This window comes from Mariniradius saccharolyticus AK6 (assembly GCF_000330725.2).
GTDB classification, from domain to species: Bacteria; Bacteroidota; Bacteroidia; order Cytophagales; family Cyclobacteriaceae; genus Mariniradius; species Mariniradius saccharolyticus.
This window is the reverse complement of sequence record NZ_AMZY02000005.1, coordinates 219,477-237,381: the sequence shown is the minus strand read 5'-3', so window position 1 is coordinate 237,381 and position 17,905 is coordinate 219,477. Positions and strand designations below refer to the sequence as shown.

The window sequence follows — 17,905 nt, the reverse complement described above, 5'->3', positions numbered from 1 at the left end:
ATTGGAAAATTGGAAAATTGGAAAATTGTTGATTTTGGAAGGTGTTGTATGCTGATAAATAGGGTGCACCTGAGTTCGTCAGTCTTGAATCTTGAGTCTTATGTCTTTTGTCTTTGAAAAAAGGCCAAATTGATTAACAAACAAACGTGTATGAGAAAGCTATTACCAATTGTTGTTTTGATGTTTTTGGGAATCCAACCTGGATTTGCCCAATGGTCTGCACAAAACCACGCCGAGCGCTTTGAGCAACTTGGCACCATGCTGCGCTCTCCCAATGTCTACCGTACCGCATCCGGTGCGCCGGGACATATGTATTGGCAGCAAAAGGCCGACCATGAAATCTCGGTCGAGCTCAATGATGACAACCAATCCATCAAAGGCTGGCAGAAGGTCACCTACTACAACAATTCCCCCGATCCACTCAAATACCTTTGGATCCAACTCGACCAAAATGAGCGTGCGAAGGATTCCAACACCCCCAAAACAGCCGAAAGCAGCATCAATCCGCGCATGAACCTGCGGCAGTTGGAGAACATTCTTTGGCATGATTTGGACCTTGGCTATAAAATCCACTCCGTCAAGGACATGACAGGCAAGGATATCCCCGTCACCATCAACCATACGATGATGCGGGTCGATTTGCCTCAGCCTTTGCTTCCCGGTCAAAAAACCGAGTTTACCGTGGATTGGAGTTTCAATATCCACGACAGGATGAGTTTCATCGGCGGCCGTCCCGGCTATGAGTATTTTCCCAACGACGGAAACTACCTCTACACCATGGCGGAATGGTTTCCAAGAATGGCTGTCTATTCAGACTTCGAAGGCTGGCAAAACAAGCAATTTGCCGGTCGGGGTGAATTTGCCTTGACTTTTGGTGACTACAAAGTAAAGATCACCGTCCCCGCCGACCACATGGTAGGAGCGACCGGCGTGCTTCAAAATCCACAGGAAGTCCTCAGTCCAACCGAACTGCAGCGTTGGGAAACTGCCAAAAAAACCTATGACAAGCCCGTCATCATCCGCACCCAAGCGGAGGCCGAAAAACTTGAAAAAGCAAAATCCAAGGACAAAAAAACCTGGGTTTTCCATGCCGAAAACGTGCGTGATTTTGCCTGGACTTCCTCAAGGAAGTTCATTTGGGATGCGATGGCGGTGAAGCAGGGAGGCAAAGATGTGATGGCCATGTCATATTATGCCAAGGAGGCCAATCCGCTTTGGGAACAGTATTCCACGCGCGTCGTAGCACATACGATCAAATCCTACGCCGCCAAGACTTTTGACTATCCATATCCAACGGCGATATCCGTAGAGGCTACCAATGGGATGGAGTATCCGATGATTTGCTTCAATTATGGTAGACCTGACGCGGACGGTACCTATTCCGATGCGATCAAGTACGGCATGATTTCGGTCATCATCCACGAGGTCGGGCACAACTTCTTCCCAATGATCGTCAACTCCGACGAGCGTCAGTGGACTTGGATGGACGAAGGCTTGAATACCTTCATGCAGTACATGGCTGAGCAGGAATGGGACAGAAACTATCCATCCCGTCGAGGACCGGCACACAAGATCGTGCCTTACATGCGCAGCGAGAAAAATACCTTGGAACCCATCATGACCAATTCGGAAAACATCATCCAGTTTGGGCCGAATGCTTATGCCAAGCCGGCCACTGCTTTGGTCATCCTCCGGGAAACCATCATGGGCCGGGAGCTTTTCGATTACGCTTTCAAGGAGTATGCCCAAAGGTGGATGTTCAAGCACCCGACGCCAGAGGATTTCTTCAGGACGATGGAGGATGCTTCCGCAGTCGATTTGGACTGGTTCTGGAGGGGTTGGTTCTTTGGTACGGAGCCGGTAGATATTGCGCTTGAGACGGTCAATTGGTACAAAATGGATAACCGCACCCCAGCGGAAAAAAAGGCTGACGAGAAAAAAGCCTTCGAACGCGAAGAGGATTATATCAGCAAAACCTTCAACCAAAAGGACGTGCCACAGACCGTGGTTGAGACCGATCCGGCGACGCGGGATTTCTACAATTCCTACAATCCATTTACTTTGACGCCGGAGGACGAAAAGGCCTACAACGACTTTATGGCGAGACTGAGTCCAAAGGAAAAGGAGCTGTTAAATTCCGGCCTGAATTTCTACGAGTTGAAGTTCAAAAACCTCGGCGGGTTGGTGATGCCGCTGATCATCCAGTTGAACTATGTGGACGGTACTTCCGAGGTCGAAAGGATTCCCGCAGAGATTTGGAGATATGATGAATGGGAAGTGTCCAAGGTATTTGCCAAGAAAAAGGAAGTGAAAAGCGTCCTGCTTGACCCCTACCGGGAGACTGCGGACATCGACGAGTCCAACAACCATTGGCCGCAACAATATGTGCCAAGCCGATTTGAGATGTTCAAAGGCGCAGGAGGAGTAAGAGGCGCAGCCTCGGGCGATAATCCGATGAAGCGCGCCAAAAGCAAAAAATAGGCACTTGGAAAAAAGAACCCCGGAGGCAAGTCTTTCGGGTTTTTTTTTGTTTTTTTTATCGAATCATTCCCGCCCAGATAAGTCCATCCACACCATCGGTCCTGGTTTTGCAGATCACATTTCCCCGGGTGATTTGAAGGTTACCTGACAGTTGCATCAGTTTTTCGAAGTCGGACTTATTGCCAGTTTCCTTTACTTCAAACGAGTGTTTTTTGTCGAGGATAAAGTCTATTTCATTACCGTTTTTTAACTGATAATAAGCCAGGTCTCCGAAATGGAGGAGTTGGTTGAATACCGCATTTTCAAAAGCTGCACCACCGGATAATTTGGCGGAAATGTTGGCTAATCCGTTGTCCAGAAAGTACAACTTCCTCGCCTTTACAATTTCTCGATCGGGATTCAGTGCATATACTGGAAGGGTTTTGATGATGTAGGTACTTTCCAGGAATGCGAGGTAGTTTTCTACGGTCGGTCTCGAAATCTTCACCAAACTTGAAATCTTGGATACATCTAGCTTGTTTCCGATTCTGGCGGCCAGAAGTTGAATCAAGTTGCCAATTTCCTGTGTCTTCCGAATATCAGACAACTGAACGATGTCGATGTTGATGTAAGAACTCAGGATGTCATGCAGTAAATCCACTTTGTCTGTAACCTTGGGCATGAGTACTACCTCAGGGAAGCCACCAAATTCGACATATGATTGATAGTATGTATTGAGGCGGGAAAACTCCGTTGGAATATTCTCTAAGCGATGAATGTCTGGAGTTGGTAGAAATGAGATGCCATTGAACGTGAGCAATTCACCAAAGTCAAGGGGATAAAGTTCAAACAGTTTTTTTCTACCAGCCAACGATTCCTGAAACTTGTTTTTGATGTAATAGGAACTTGAACCGGTCGCGATGAATTTAATATCGTAGCGATCATATAAGTATTTGATAATACTTGGGATATTCGGACTTAGTTGGATTTCGTCTAAAGCAATCAAAATTCTCTCCTCAAAGTTTGCACCCATCTGACGCAGTGCTAGTACGATTTCGTCGTAGTTTTCTGATGAAAACAAAGCCCGATTATCAAGCCGTTCCAAGTCAAAAAAGAACTGCTGTCGAATATCTGATTCCCTCATCAGTTGTTTGACGAGCGTGGTCTTCCCGGTTCTGCGCATTCCCGTGATCACAGTGACCTGACGATTTGAAAGGTGCTCTTTTAGAGACTGGAAAATTTTTCGTTCAAATACCATGTATACTTGTTTTCGAGGGCTATTTTACAAATAGTGTTACTATTTTCAAAGTATACTTTACAAATAGTAATACTATTTGCTAAGTACACTTTACAAATAGTACGAGAGGGATATCTAGGATGGTCGAGAATTTTGAAAAAATCACAGGAGGCGTCCGCTATCAAATGACCTCATTCAGCCCAAAATAGATGGCTTTTTGGTCACCAATCGCAAAGTCCAAGCGGATATTGAGTCCGTCGGAATTGATGCGGTAGCGAAAGCCGACCCCTGCGCCATACCTGAATCGTTGCCAGCCAAATTTTCGGATTTCGGGAGCCACCTGTCCTGTATGTCCAAAAAACACCATTCCCAAGTTACGGTAGATAGGCAAGCGATATTCACCTTGGAAAACCAAGGCATGACGGTCCCGAAATTTTCCCTCAAAAAATCCCCGCATCACGTCGCTGCCGCCTATTAGCGAAAGATGCTGGAAAGTGGGAGTTCCCCAGGTGAAACTGGACCAAGCCTGCAGCGCAATCACTTGTCTTTTTCCCACCGAAATATACCTTCTCACGTCACCGACCACATGCTGAAAATCGTATTGGCTTCCCAGTGTTTGTGAAAAAACCATCCATTGGAGGCGATTGTACCAACCGCGGGTCGGCTGGAACAGGATATCCCGGGTGTCATGTTGCAGGATCAAACCCAAACCCGATAGACGCTGTCCATCATAACCCGGCACTTGGGTGCTCTCCAACAAACCTCCTGCCACACGGTCGGTAATATTGTCCAAGCGGAACTCATACCTTGGACCGAAGTAGATGCCCTTTGTGATTTTTCGTTGGTAAAAAAGGTGGAGATAGGCATAGCGCGTCGTGTACACTTCCCCCTCCTCAAGTTGCGGCTCATTGCCGATGCCGAAATACTTGAACGGGAAGCGGGATAGTTCCAATCGACCGTTGAAATAAGATTTGTTTTGGTCAGCCCAGAGGTCCAGTTCGGTAGTAAGGATCGCCTGATTGTTGAGCGTATACAGAAAAGTGATAGGAAGACTTGAGGGTCGCAAGAGGCTGTCGGCGGTGTTTTTGTGCCGAAAAACCCGAATCGCGCGGGCGCCAAGACCAAGGCTGGTCTCAGGAGAATAGATGACCGCGGGAATGACGGTCCATTTGTCCCCGGACAATTTGTCCACGACGAGATCGCCAAAATCAAAGAGCTTTTCCACGGCTTTTTTCTCCGGGATGCTGTCAGTTTGGTTTTGGGAAAAGGAGAATAATGGCAAGAACACAATCAGCGACCAAACCGCTGCGATTCTGGCACCGAGGCAAGTGATTGGCAAAACAGGAATAGGACTAGTCAAAATATTTCTCTACCTCTTCGCGGATGATGACGTATTGGAATACGTCACCGATTTTTCCGTCTTTGATGTAGGCATGGCGGAGAATGGCCTCAGGTTCAAATCCGGCATTTTCGAGCACTTTCATCGAGGGCACATTGTAATCGTACACTTGGGAGTAAATCCGTTTGATCTCGGGAAATTTTTCCAAGGCATATTCGACAAAAAGTTGCACCGCCTGTGATGCAATTCCTTTTCCCCAGAAAGCTTCGCCGACCCAAAACCCGATTTCCATATTGGTCCTCAGCTCGTTTTTTCCAATTTCGCAGCCTACCGAGCCGACCAACTTACCTTCATACTCGATCGCAAAATTTTGAGGGGGGTTAAACTTTTGGTTGTGCTCTATCCAGTGACGCGCGTCGTGGATGGTATAGGGCGAAGGGAAACTGTCGCGAAGGTTTTTGGCGATTTTCGGGTTGTTGGCGATCGGGTACAAATGGTGGAAATGTCCCTCGTGCCAAGTATTCAGACAAACGTTTCCTTTTCCTATGATTTTCATCTACTTGCTGATTTCTCTTTTCAATATACTCCAAAAACGCCAAGTTTGACAGGTTTTTCTCGAAAACTCAGGGGAAACTTCAGGCATTTTCAAATGGACTTTTTCCACCTGACATGCTTAGAATTCACTATTCCACGCCACCCGCATTCATTTTCTCAAGGTTTTCCGCGAGCCGCAGGGCTGAAATAAAGTCTTCGATATTGCCATCCATCACATCCGGCAAGTTGTACACGGTCTTGTTGATACGGTGGTCGGTCACGCGGCTTTGGGGATAATTGTAGGTGCGGATCTTGTCAGAGCGATCTCCGCTGCCCACCATGGATCTCCTTTGTGCGCCGACGGCTTCGTTGTGTTTTTCAAGTTCGATTTCATAAAGCCTGGAGCGCAGTACCTTCAGGGCTTTTTCGAAGTTTTTGATTTGGGATTTTTCGTCTTGGCAAGTCACTACCAAGCCAGAAGGAAGGTGGGTGAGACGAACCGCCGAATAAGTCGTGTTGACCGACTGACCACCCGGCCCCGATGAACAGAAGGTATCTTTACGGACATCATTCATATTGATATTCACTTCGACCTCGTCCATTTCGGGCAAAACGGCCACCGTCGCTGCGGATGTATGTACGCGTCCCTGTGTCTCTGTAGCGGGCACGCGCTGTACGCGATGCACGCCGGATTCGTACTTCATCATGCCGTAGACGTCCGCGCCTGTGATCGTACTGATGATTTCCTTGTAACCGCCCGAAGAACCAAAGGTCAAATCCAGGACGGTGAGTTTCCACCCTTGTTTTTCGCAGAATCGCTGGTACATTCGGAACAGATCGCCCGCAAAAATCGCCGCTTCATCCCCTCCCGTACCTGCGCGGATCTCTAGAATGGAATCCTTGGAATCGTTCGGGTCTTTTGGAATTAGCGCCTGCTTGATGGTTTCTTCCAATTCCGTCTCTTTCTGCCGTAGTTCGTCTAGCTCGGCTTTGGCCATTTCACGGAAATCAGGATCCTTTTCCTTTTCCAGGATTTCTTTGGTACTGTCGATATTGTCAAGGACCAGCTTGTAGTCGTCGTAGAGCGTGACGATTTTTTCCAAGTCTTTGTATTCTTTGTTGAGCTTGGTGTACTTGGACATGTCCGACATGGCGTCCGGTTGGATGATCAACTGGCCTACCTCGATAAACCTGTCCTTGAGAGCTTGTAATTTGTCAAGCATAAATGGCTGTGAAATTGGATGCCGCAAAATTAGGAAAAATATCGGTTTTGGGATTTTCCGTTCCAGCCGTTCAATTCTGTTTATCTTTGCAGCTTACTTGAAACGAAATGAAGCTTTTCCCCAATTTGGTCAGGGCGGTGGTCGAGGCTATCGATGAGATTTTCCATCAAAACCGGTACGCCGACAAGGTGATCGAAAAAGTATTGAAGTCCAATCCAAAATGGGGCGCCCGAGACCGCGGGTTTATTGCGGAGACGGTCTATGACATGGTGCGCTGGAGGCGACTGATCGAATACCTGAGTCCAAGCGGGGATTTGTACCATCTTTTTGGCACGTATTGGCTCATGCATGACCGGACGCTCCCGGATTGGAGGGAATTCAAAGGTCTTCATCCTGACCATATATCCCGGAAGTACAGGCAGCTTGACAACCGCGCCATTCTCCAATCCATCCCCGATTGGCTGGATGAGATGGGTAGTAAGCAATTGGGGGAAAAATGGGAAAAAGAAATCGACACGCTCAACCAGCAGGCGGAAGTCGTCCTCCGGGTAAATACCCTTAAGATAAGCCGTGAGGATTTGCGCCAAAGACTCGCGGCAGACGATATCGACACCTACCTGCCTCGGGGCTACAAGGATGCCTTGGTATTGGCCAAGCGCCAAAACATTTTCCAGCATCCGGCATTCAAAGAGGGACTTTTTGAGGTACAGGATGCCTCTTCCCAAAAGGTAGCCACTGCCCTCGACGCAGAGCCGGGCATGCGTGTTATCGATGCCTGTGCGGGTGCGGGAGGAAAGTCCCTGCATTTGGCTGCACTGATGGAAGACAAGGGAAGAGTGATTTCCATGGACACGGAGGCTTGGAAGCTGCAGCAAACGAAGTTGCGCGCACGGCGAAATGGCATCAGCATCATCGAACCCCGTCCGATCGAAGGTACCAAAACCATCAAGCGACTCAGGGAATCCGCAGACAGGCTGCTCTTGGACGTGCCCTGTTCTGGATTGGGTGTACTCAGACGCAATCCCGACACCAAATGGAAGCTTTCCCCTGAATCCATCGAAAAGGTCCAATCGATCCAGCAGGACATTCTGCAGCGGTATTCGACCATGCTCAAACCAGGTGGCATTATGGTCTACGCAACCTGCAGCATTTTGCCTTCCGAAAACCAAGACCAAGTCAACACCTTTTTGGCGTCTCCTGCCGGGAAGGAATTTGAATTGATCGAAGACGAGAAGGTATTGGCACAGGAAAGCGGGTTTGATGGTTTTTACATTGCAAAGTTGAAGAAAAGGGCGTCGATATAACCCAGGATTTGGTTTACTGGCCGGGGTTTTTTGTTTGGCTTGTTTTTGCATAAATTACACTGTAAACAAACCCCCGCCGCTATGACCTTGGAAGCTGTTTTTGGGATGGCCAGTACCTTGGCCTTTTTTTCCTGGATTGCCCTGTTTGTTTTTTACCCTCGAAAGTGGTTGTACCAAACTCTCTTCACCGGGGTTTTGGTGTTGTTGGGATTGACTTACATGTTTTATGTATTGCCTGCCCTGTTGGGTACTCCCGAAGGTGGATTCAACTCACTTGCTGAAGTCAGGGCATTGTTCCAATCCGACGAGGCGTTGTTGGCCGGCTGGATCCATTATCTGGCCTTTGACCTGTTTGTGGGGATGTGGATCACGAAGGATGCTTGGGACAAACATATCAGTCGTTGGCTGGTCCTCCCCTGTTTGATCTTGACATTTATGATGGGGCCTGTTGGGCTTTTGACATATATGCTTGTTCGTGCTGCCAACACCCGGCAACTGAATCAAAGCCCTTACCATCCATGAATTTCTTTTCGGAACTGAAGAAAAGGAGCAAGTCGCTTTTTTGGGCAGGAATGCTCAATTTGACTGCATTTGCGGTATTGTTGGCTTTGTCCTTTTTCGATGATCGCCTTGTCAGCGGAGCCAACGTCTGGCATAAGCCGATGAAGTTTTCGATTTCAATTTGTGTCTTCCTGTGGACAATGGGCTGGTATTTGGATTATCTGCCCCAAATCCGGAAGGTCCAGAAAATCAAGATCACCATCATTTTGGCTTTGGTATTGGAGCAGATTGTCATCATCGGACAAGCCGCACGGGGTCAGCTTTCGCATTTCAATATCTCCACCATCGGCAATGCATTTCTTTTCCAGCTGATGGGGATCGCGATCGTTGTTAATACCGTGATGGTTTTATGGGCGCTGTTGCTGCTGCGACCCGTTGAAAACCTGCCCTTATCCTATAAGCGCGGGCTTCAGATCGGCATGTTCATCTTTATCTTGGCAAGTCTGGAAGGGTTTATGATGGTGGGTAATCTTGGCCATACCATTGGTGCTCCGGATGGGCAGGAAGGGATTTTCTTTCTGAACTGGGCCAAGGCCTACGGGGATCTGCGGATTGCCCATTTTTTCGGATTGCATGCCTTGCAGGTTATTCCGCTTTTTGCCTGGTTTGTGGCGAGGGAAAAGGTCAACTGGGTGTATGGATTCGGTTTGGTGTACTTTGTTTTTTCCTCCCTTACCCTTTGGAATGCTTTGGCAGGAAATGGAATTTGGTTTTTGGGTTAAAAAAAAGACCTGAAGGGTTTTTGAATCCCTCAGGTCTTTTGGATTAGAGTTTGTCCATTCTATTTTTCAATTGGGTATCCTTTGGCCGCATACCAAATGCCTCCGTAAATGTGTTGCATAAAATCGTGGCTGAGAAATGCCCAATCGGTATGTCCCAAAGCCGTGTAGAAAATCCGACCCCCGTCATATTCATGCGTCCATGCCATCGGGTGAAATTCGCCCATGCCATCTTTGGCATCATAGGAAGTCTCGTCCGCGGTGATCAATACACGTACGTCGGGATTGAAGTTTTTGAAAGCATACAACTCATCCGTCCAAAGCCATTTTTCGGGAAGATGGTAGGTGGCAGGATGTTTCCTGTCGATGACATTAAGCCTTACGGATTGGATATGGGGGTGATTTTTGAACTGCGCCCCGATGAGTTTGGTATACCAAGGCCATTCGTATTCGGTGTCCGTGGCCGAGTGGATTCCGACGATTCCTTTTCCACTACGTACGAATTTTTCAAAAGCCGCTTTTTGCTCGGCATTGAAAATCGTCCCCGTCGTACTCATCAGGATGATGACATCGTAGCGGGCAAGTTTTTCATCGGTGAAGATTGTCTCATCCTCTGTCGTGTAGACTTCAAATTGATTGTCGCGAGCCAGTTTTTTCAAGGCAACCACACCGTCGGGGATAGACTGATGGCGAAAGCCCTTGGTTTTGCTGAATACCAATGCCCTGAATTGGGCTTGTGCCATTGATTCGATGGGAGCAACTGCCACCAATAGCATAGCGAAAAGGAGCAAGGAAAAGAAATGGATGGGGCGCATGTTTCGGTGTTTTTTGGGTGGTGATATTGATGTGTGTTTCAGTATTTTCATTCGGGTAACTCCAATATAATACATATTTGGAACGATTGATTCAACTAGACTTAGCGTCAACGGATAAGAGCAAACTTTTCGCCCGCTTCTTTTCTCGAAAAGGCATTGAAATGCCACCATTCCGAACCAATCCCAGTGAAGCCTCCGTGTGCCATGACTTTGCGGAGGATTTCGCGGTTTTTGATATGTTCGGCGGTGATTCTTCCTTCTTGGAGCATTTGGGCTTCCCTGTCAGGGTAGGCTGCGTATCCAAAGAAGTCAAAGGGAGTTCCCATATCCAAGGCTTCTCCCGTTTCTTGTAGCGCCAAGGTCAAGTCGACCGCGACACCGTAATTGTGCAATCCGCCTACCTTTGGGTCGGCCACATAGAGTGGCTTGATGCTGTCGGGCTTGTCCAAGCTGTCCCACATCAGCTGTTGTACCCGAAGTGGTCGCACGCCGTCATAGACAAGAAAGGTCAGCTCGGGATGCTCTTCTTTCAATTTTGAATGGGCCTTTTGGAGCATGTCCGCCACCACCGGCTGTACATAGCATCGGGTAAGCTCGCCATAGACGTCCTTTCCGAAGAAATTGTCCGTCGTGGAATACTTGAGGTCCACATATATTCCGGGAATGATCGCTGCGATATCAACCAATCCTCCATCTATGAGACTTTGCTCGAGCTCGGATACTTCGTAGATGATCTTGAACTGTTCCCCTCCGACTTCCACCAAATCATCCATGACCACGCCGGTCGCGGTCTGCTCGTTCATTTTGGACTCGCAGCCGAGTAGAATCAGCACAAAGAGGATTTGCAGCAGGTTTTTCATTATCTCATGATAAGTTCTTTTTGACCAAAGTAGCCGCAGCTTGGGCAGTTGGCAGGATGACAATATCAGCCAAGACCACATGTGGAGGCCTACTCACTGCAAATGCGATCGTATCTGCGATGTCCACCGCCGTGAGAGGCTCATAGCCTTTGTACACGGACTTGCTTCTCTCCGCATCTCCCTTGAATCTGACAAGGGAAAACTCAGTCTCGACAAGTCCAGGATGTACCCCAATCACCCGGATCCCATGGGGATTGAGGTCCATGCGCATGCCTTTGGTCAGGGCGTCGACGGCGTGTTTGGAAGCACAATAGACATTGCCGTTGAGATAGACTTCTTTACCCGCTATCGATCCAATATTCACGATTGTCCCGCGGTTCCTTTGGGTCATGCCGGGAATGATCGCCTTGGATACATACAAAAGGCCCTTCACATTGATATCCATCATGGCGTCCCAATCATCGACGCTTCCCGTTTGAATCGGGTCAAAACCGTGGGCGTTGCCGGCATTGTTGATTAGGACGTCTATTTGTTTCCACTCTTCGGGTAGATTGCCCAAAATTTCGAAAACCGCTTCTTTGTCCCGCACGTCAAATTGCAAGGTCAAAAGTCGGGTTCCTTGGGGGAGTTCATCGGATAGCGCGGATAATCGGTCCTGTCGTCTTCCTGTGGCGATGATGTCGTATCCAAGTCCTGCAAGTGCGATTGCTGTGGCTTTCCCTATTCCCGAGGTAGCTCCTGTGACCAAGGCAATTTTTCTCTCCATGGTCTGAATCTAAGAAGATTTGCCACAGAAAGAAATACAAAAATTGATGGGTGGATTGGGAAGAGTGGCGAGGTGTTTTGCTAGGAATTGAAGTGGTATAGAAATACGAGTACGCCAGTAAATGCGGGTTTTTTCTGGTCTTTGATTTCCAACTTGACATTTACCTCCGCCTTTATAGTTCCCCTTAGATTTGCGAGGCTTTTGAGGTTGGCATTGAGACGAACCTCATTGTTGACCAGGACAGCTTGGGCAAATCTCAAGCTTTCGATACCATAGTTGACCATCATCTTGAGGTTGTTGACATGGATGATTTGGTCCCACAAGTATGGAACCAAAGAAAGTGTGAGGTAACCGTGGGCAATCGTATCCCCAAAAGTACCTTCGGACTTGGCGCGCGCCGGATCCGTGTGAATCCACTGATGGTCCAGGGTTGCCGTGGCAAATTGGTTGATCTGCTCTTGCGTAATCCGATGGTAATCGGAGACTCCGAGTTCCTGACCTACATATTTTTCGAAATCCTCAAAACTTCCAATAGTGATGATGCTCATGACAAAAGCCTGTTTGAAAAAATAAAGGTAAAAAATATTTTTTTTGAGGCTCACACAAATCCTTTGTTAAGCTGGGGAGCATTCTGGCACCTTAATCAAAAAAGAAAAAAATTCCCACAGGATTATTTTTTTAATTCAACTACATTGATAAATTTGGATAGTTACCCAGCCAGTATGCGTCCTATCTTTTCCCTTTGTTTTGTTGCTTTATTTATTTCCGGTGTTTTTTCTCAGGCAACTGCCCAAGAAGAGGTGGCAGCTTTCTCCGAAATAACCAGGCATGATCAAATTACCCTTGGAAATGACATGTCAGTTCTTTATAGGAAGCACCACGTCTTGATCATAAAAAATGCGAATGGCCTTGATCATGCAGCTTATTCATTCCATCAGAATTCAAGAAATAAGTTGCTTGCATTTGATGCCACGGTGACCGACCTCATTACAGGAAAGGTAGTCAAGAAGTATAAATTGAAAGACCTTGGTGAGCGTTCTTTGATTAGCGACATCAGTTTGTACCAAGACGATAGGGAAAAATTCTTCGATGCAAGAAACTTCCCAATTCCCTGCAAGATTGAAATAATCGCTGAACACAGCAGTTTGGACAATTTTTTTATCAATTCATGGGATCCACAGGAATATTGGAACCAAAAGGTCGTCAAGGCCGAGGTGGTTGCTTCCTATCCACCGAGCGTTGGATTGCGTTTTAGGGAGATGAATTTCGAAAAAGGTCCAGCCAAAGAAGTGAGCGAAGGAAGTATTCAATTGAAGTGGGTTTTTGAGCAGATGGAGCCCAAAGCACCCAATCCTGGAGAGGATTATCCGTGGGTTCAATTTGCACCGGCGCGGTTTTCACTGGATGGAATTTCCTCGGATATGCGGACCTGGGAGGGATTTGGGAAATTTTATGCCCAGTTGATTGCCGGAAAAGACGAACTACCCAAGCAATTCAAAGCGGAAGTACACAAAATGGTGGAAGGGGCTACCGACGATTACGAAAAAGTCAGTAGGCTTTATTCTTATCTCCAAAAGAACTTTCGCTACTTGGTGATTTTCCTCGGTATCGACGGCTGGGAACCACGAAAGGCGGAAGATGTCTTAGAAACAAAATACGGGGAATGCAAAGGCCTTTCGACCTTGATGAAAGGTATGCTAAGGGAGGTCGGTATCAACGCACAATATGCCTTGGTGTTTGCTGACGACAAAAAGAAGCGGCCGCTTGCACCCGACTTTCCCGTACACAGTTTCAATCACGCCTTTCTCCGGATTCCATTGCAGGACGAGGTGATATGGCTTGAGTGTACGAACGAGTTTCTGCCAGCCGGCTTTTCTGGTGATTTTACTGCGGATAGGGATGTTTTTGTGATTACCGGAGATGGCGGATTTTTGGATCGCACGCCCAAATATGCTGAGGCCAAGTTCCATCAAGTGAAAAACAACTACAGCCTCGAGCTCCAGCCAAATGGCGATGCGAACTTCTCAGGTTCGAATACCTATGGAGGTTTTCCCGCTATTCCTTTTTGGGCATTGGAGCGGTATGCGGATGAGAATACAAAAAAGAGTTACCTGAATTCCCAAGCGGCGGGAAGTGGTGCTATTGTCGCCAATTTTTCAATGGAAAATATCCCGAACAGGGAAGTCCCGCGTACCACGATCGATTATTCAGGGATCGTTCAGCGGTTTGCACAGCAGACTGCCAAGCGGGTGATACTGCCGACACATTGGAAGAAAATGGACGCGGATTTTTTGGGAGAAGGCAACCTTAACTGGGAAGAAAGCCTCGAAATCACGCTTTTGCCAAACCTTTCTCTCGAGTCGGGAATCGGTGAATTCAAACATCAGGACAACCTTTTTGACTATAACCTTTCTTCTCAACTTGTGGACAACAAGTTGATCGTAAAAAGTAATTTGATCGTCCACTGTCCCGAGCCACTCGGGAAAGAAGACAAAGCCTTATTGGTTAACAAAATCAACGACCAGTTCAAAAAAACCATCATCCTGAAAAAATCCGAAATGCCATGAGAATCAAGCCATTTCTTTCGCTGCTGCTGTTTAGCCTTTTTACAAGCATATCATTCGCCCAAAACCTCAAATTCGGAAAGTTCAGCCAAGAAGAAATCGATCTTAGGGAAGTAGACTTCGAACCCGGCGCTGATGCTGTGGTACTAGCTGAAGTGAGTTTCAACTCATTTACCGGCGGAGTCTTGGGATCGGATATACATAGAAGGGTAAAAATCTTGAAAGAGTCGGGCAAAGACAATGCGAACGTGAAGCTGCAGTTTTATGCCAAAGACAAGATCGAGGATATTGTGAGACTCAATGCCCACACAGTCAATTTTGATGGTTCGAATATGTCGATTACCAAACTTGAAAAGGAGGATTTTTTTGAGGCTGATCTTGGCAATGGCTGGAAGGAAGTCCGGTTTTCGTTGAAAAACGTGCAACAAGGCTCCATCCTGGAATATTCGTACACCAAAATCTCAAAAAGTGTTAGTTTTCTGGATCCCTGGATTTTTCACAATGATATACCCACGCTGCGCTCGACTTACACAATCAGCATTCCGTCCTACTTCAACTACAGATACCTGCCACAGGGCGAAAAGACTATTGCCTGCAATTTTGTAAAAGGAGACGGGCTCTATGAGTGGACTGTGACTGATCTGAACTCGGTCAAGCCAGAACCTATGATGACCAACTATGCGGATTACTTCGAAAAAATAAGCTTCCAGTTGGCCGGATACGCATTTATCAATTCTGGTGCCTACGGGGGAGAGTCGGGCTACAAGGATACCTATGGCACTTGGCAGGACCTGACCAAGTTTATCGTGGGTTTGGAAAAATTTGCTCAGTACATGAAGCCCCAAGGTTCGCAGAAAGACTATTTCGTAATTCCGATCAAACAGGACCAAGCCGAACTGGAAAAGGCAAAGGAAATTTATGCTTGGGTCCAAAAATCAATCTCTTACAACGAAAGGGACGGTAATTTCCCTTCCCAGACATTGAAGTCACTCATCGAAACAAAAAAGGGGTCCCGTCCGGATATGAACTTGATGCTGATGGCAGCATTGAAAGCCAATGGGATTACAGCCTATCCGCTGATGATCAGCAGCAAAGGAAACGGGCATTCACGCTTGGTCGACACGCCTTTCTTGGACCAGTTTGACCAATTGATCGTATTCGCAAAAGTTGACGGAAAAGACTACTACCTCGATGTGACCAATCCTGCGCGGCCATTTGGGTATCTTCCCCTGAGATTCCATGCAAACCACGGGTATATCTTGCTCGAAGAGGGCAGCGGTTTGATCCCACTTCAAATCTCCCACCGCTCCGGCATTTCCCAAATCGTCAGCATCAAGCCAAATGCTGAAAACCGTCTTGTTTTCGAAACCAACCTCAGGTTTACAGACTATGATGCACTCACAAGGATCAATGAAGAAAAACCAGTCGCGGATACCCTGAAGGCAGAATTACTCGGGAAGGAGGCTGCTCTACTCGTCAAGGATTTTACCTTTTCCCAAAAAAGTGAGCCGCGCAAACAGCTCGATACCAAGTTTGTGTTGGAAGATGAGGCCATGGATGCCGATATACAATTCATCAAACCCTTTACCTTTATGCGCTGGGATGAAAATCCCTTTCAATCCACTACAAGGACTTTTCCAGTAGATTTTCTATATACATTTAGCGACAATTATTCCGCCCAAATCCAAATCCCTGAAGGATACGAGTTGGATGATTACCCCGAGGCTGTCAAGCTCACGATCCCGACGGGCAGTGCAGTCTTCACTTATGACATTACGCCCCTTTCCAACCAAGTAAATATCAACGTAACAATCGCACTGAAGTCCAGCCTCATTTACCCCGACATCTATCCGGATTTGAAATATTTCATGGAGATTCTGACCTCCAAACTCCAAGAACCGGTTGTGCTGAAGAAAGTTGCCAATCCCTGATTCAGGGCGAGCCCACAGCTTTAATTTGCCCCAAAAAACACATTTCTTTGCGGAAAATAGCACCGCTCATGAGCGAATCAACCACAACTAAGTACATCCATGGCTACCTCGATGAAGAGCAGGAAAGGCTCCGCGAGCAGGCCCTGGTCATCGAAAATCCGATTTATGATTTTATCGATTTTTCAGGCATGAAGAAACTGCTCGAAATCGGCAGTGGTGTGGGTGCGCAAACAGAGATTTTGCTCAGACGCTTTCCGCACCTGGAGATCACAGGCGTCGAGTACGAAACAAAGCAGATCTCCAAGGCATTGGAAAATATGGCTGCCTTGGGCTACGGCCCTGACAAAGTGCATTTTGTCCAGCAAGATGCCAGAAGGCTGCAGCTTTCCGACAGCTACGACGGGGCTTTCCTCTGCTGGGTGCTGGAGCATATCCCCAATCCCATCGAAGTACTTCACAGCATGAAACCCTTCCTGAAGCCCGGCGCCATGGTGTCGATAACGGAGGTTTTCAACAAGACTTTCTATACCTATCCCTATCGTGCCGAGGTCATGGATTATTGGGAGACCTACAACCAATACCAGGTCGAAATCGGCGGAGACCCACAAGTAGGTGCCCGCTTGGGAGAAATGCTGCGCGAGGCGGGTTATTCCCACATCAGCCTGCGCTCGGGTGGTTTCCATTTGGACGGACGGGAGCCTGAGGAAAAAAGGACGGTCTTCGAATATTGGAAAAACCTCATGAGTAGCGGTGCACCGCTCTTGGTACAGGAAGGAAAAGTGACCGAGTCCCAGGTGAAGGCCATGCAATCGGCCATAGATGAGCTGAAGGAAATGGCAGATTCGGTTTTTTATTATAGATTTATCCAAGCCACCGCCTTTGCCTGATATCCATGAAGCTGATCCGCCGATTTTTCAGATTGATCTTCAAAATCATCCTTTGGTTCTTTATCCTGAGTATCGGGTTTACGATACTTTATCGCTTTGTGCCTGTGCCCATTACGCCGCTGATGGTGATACGGCTCTGGGAGCAGGCTTGGGACGAGAAAAAGGATATACGCCTGACAAAGGATTGGGTGTCGATGTCCAAGATTTCAAGACACATGCCCCAAGCCGTCGTGGCTGCCGAGGACCAGAAGTTTTTGGACCATTGGGGATTTGATATGGAGGCGATGGAAAAGGCCTGGGAGGGCAACAAAAGAGGCAAACGGATCAAAGGCGCGAGTACCATCACCCAACAGACTGCCAAAAACGTCTTTCTGTGGCCCAACAGGAATTTTGTGAGAAAAGGATTGGAGGCCTACTTTACCCTTCTGATGGAACTGCTGTGGTCCAAGGAGCGGATCATGGAAGTCTACCTCAATGTGATCGAAATGGGCGATGGCATCTATGGCATCGAAGCCGCCGCCCAGACCTATTTCAAAAAACCCGCCGCCAAGCTCAACCGCAGCGAAGCGGCCGTCATCGCCGCCGTCCTACCCAATCCCCGCCGCTGGAATCCATCCCGACCGACCGGCTATATCCGTGGGCGCCAATCCTGGATCATGCGCCAAATGAACAACCTCGCACCGGTAGGGATGGGGAATTGATGGG

16 protein-coding genes are annotated in these 17,905 nt (G+C 47.7%); 8 read left to right on the top strand and 8 right to left on the bottom strand.

Going from position 1 to position 17,905, the window contains the following annotated elements:
• The first annotated feature begins 150 nt into the window (after positions 1–150).
• The gene (locus C943_RS04060; protein WP_040478910.1) at positions 151–2,481 is read left to right on the top strand and encodes a M1 family metallopeptidase; all 2,331 of its coding nucleotides are present in this window, start codon (positions 151–153) and stop codon (positions 2,479–2,481) included.
• A 55-nt stretch (positions 2,482–2,536) separates the two neighbouring features.
• On the opposite strand, the gene C943_RS04055 is transcribed toward C943_RS04060, so the two are convergent.
• From C943_RS04055 to prfA, 4 genes are all read right to left on the bottom strand, one after another.
• Positions 2,537–3,718, bottom strand: coding sequence for an ATP-binding protein (locus C943_RS04055; RefSeq protein ID WP_008624524.1), 1,182 nt, complete (start codon positions 3,716–3,718; stop codon positions 2,537–2,539).
• A gap of 160 nt (positions 3,719–3,878) precedes the next feature.
• Entirely contained in the window at positions 3,879–5,057 is a 1,179-nt protein-coding gene (locus C943_RS04050; protein WP_245545505.1) for a BamA/TamA family outer membrane protein, read from the bottom strand.
• The gene (locus tag C943_RS04045; protein WP_008624515.1) at positions 5,050–5,592 is read right to left on the bottom strand and encodes a GNAT family N-acetyltransferase; all 543 of its coding nucleotides are present in this window, start codon (positions 5,590–5,592) and stop codon (positions 5,050–5,052) included. Before C943_RS04045 ends, C943_RS04050 begins: the two co-directional genes overlap by 8 nt.
• A 127-nt stretch (positions 5,593–5,719) precedes the next feature.
• On the bottom strand, positions 5,720–6,793 hold the full coding sequence (prfA, locus tag C943_RS04040) for a peptide chain release factor 1 (RefSeq protein ID WP_008624513.1): 1,074 nt from the start codon (positions 6,791–6,793) through the stop codon (positions 5,720–5,722).
• A 107-nt stretch (positions 6,794–6,900) separates the two neighbouring features.
• Between prfA and C943_RS04035 the strand changes: the two genes are divergently transcribed.
• The 3 genes from C943_RS04035 (at position 6,901) to C943_RS04025 (ending at position 9,380) form a co-directional block, all read left to right on the top strand.
• On the top strand, positions 6,901–8,097 hold the full coding sequence (locus C943_RS04035) for an RsmB/NOP family class I SAM-dependent RNA methyltransferase (protein ID WP_008624512.1): 1,197 nt from the start codon (positions 6,901–6,903) through the stop codon (positions 8,095–8,097).
• An 81-nt stretch (positions 8,098–8,178) separates the two neighbouring features.
• Positions 8,179–8,619, top strand: a complete 441-nt coding sequence (locus C943_RS04030) for an ABA4-like family protein (protein ID WP_008624511.1) — start codon at positions 8,179–8,181, stop codon at positions 8,617–8,619.
• Positions 8,616–9,380 carry a hypothetical protein gene (locus C943_RS04025; RefSeq protein ID WP_008624510.1) on the top strand — a complete coding sequence of 255 codons (765 nt, stop codon included), beginning with the start codon at positions 8,616–8,618 and terminating at the stop codon, positions 9,378–9,380. The genes C943_RS04030 and C943_RS04025 overlap by 4 nt, the downstream gene beginning before the upstream one ends.
• 59 nt (positions 9,381–9,439) lie before the next feature.
• On the opposite strand, the gene C943_RS04020 is transcribed toward C943_RS04025, so the two are convergent.
• The 4 genes from C943_RS04020 to C943_RS04005 form a co-directional block, all read right to left on the bottom strand.
• Complete coding sequence (locus C943_RS04020) at positions 9,440–10,192, bottom strand: ThuA domain-containing protein (RefSeq protein ID WP_008624509.1); 753 nt, start codon at positions 10,190–10,192, stop codon at positions 9,440–9,442.
• Between the two features lie 107 nt (positions 10,193–10,299).
• Positions 10,300–11,052 carry a M15 family metallopeptidase gene (locus C943_RS04015; RefSeq protein ID WP_008624501.1) on the bottom strand — a complete coding sequence of 251 codons (753 nt, stop codon included), beginning with the start codon at positions 11,050–11,052 and terminating at the stop codon, positions 10,300–10,302.
• Between the two features lie 4 nt (positions 11,053–11,056).
• On the bottom strand, positions 11,057–11,818 hold the full coding sequence (locus tag C943_RS04010) for an SDR family NAD(P)-dependent oxidoreductase (RefSeq protein ID WP_008624498.1): 762 nt from the start codon (positions 11,816–11,818) through the stop codon (positions 11,057–11,059).
• Between the two features lie 80 nt (positions 11,819–11,898).
• On the bottom strand, positions 11,899–12,366 hold the full coding sequence (locus C943_RS04005; RefSeq protein ID WP_008624496.1) for a MaoC family dehydratase: 468 nt from the start codon (positions 12,364–12,366) through the stop codon (positions 11,899–11,901).
• Between the two features lie 306 nt (positions 12,367–12,672).
• Here C943_RS04005 and C943_RS04000 point away from each other — a divergent pair, with 306 nt between their 5' ends.
• From C943_RS04000 to mtgA, 4 genes are all read left to right on the top strand, one after another.
• The gene (locus C943_RS04000; protein WP_169334601.1) at positions 12,673–14,385 is read left to right on the top strand and encodes a transglutaminase-like domain-containing protein; all 1,713 of its coding nucleotides are present in this window, start codon (positions 12,673–12,675) and stop codon (positions 14,383–14,385) included.
• A complete protein-coding gene (locus tag C943_RS03995; protein ID WP_008624492.1) occupies positions 14,382–16,313 on the top strand; it encodes a DUF3857 domain-containing protein in 1,932 nt (643 codons plus the stop codon). The genes C943_RS04000 and C943_RS03995 overlap by 4 nt, the downstream gene beginning before the upstream one ends.
• Positions 16,314–16,381: 68 nt before the next feature.
• A complete protein-coding gene (locus C943_RS03990) occupies positions 16,382–17,200 on the top strand; it encodes a class I SAM-dependent methyltransferase (RefSeq protein ID WP_008624491.1) in 819 nt (272 codons plus the stop codon).
• A gap of 5 nt (positions 17,201–17,205) precedes the next feature.
• Positions 17,206–17,901 carry a monofunctional biosynthetic peptidoglycan transglycosylase gene (mtgA, locus tag C943_RS03985; protein ID WP_008624490.1) on the top strand — a complete coding sequence of 232 codons (696 nt, stop codon included), beginning with the start codon at positions 17,206–17,208 and terminating at the stop codon, positions 17,899–17,901.
• Positions 17,902–17,905: the final 4 nt, after the last annotated feature.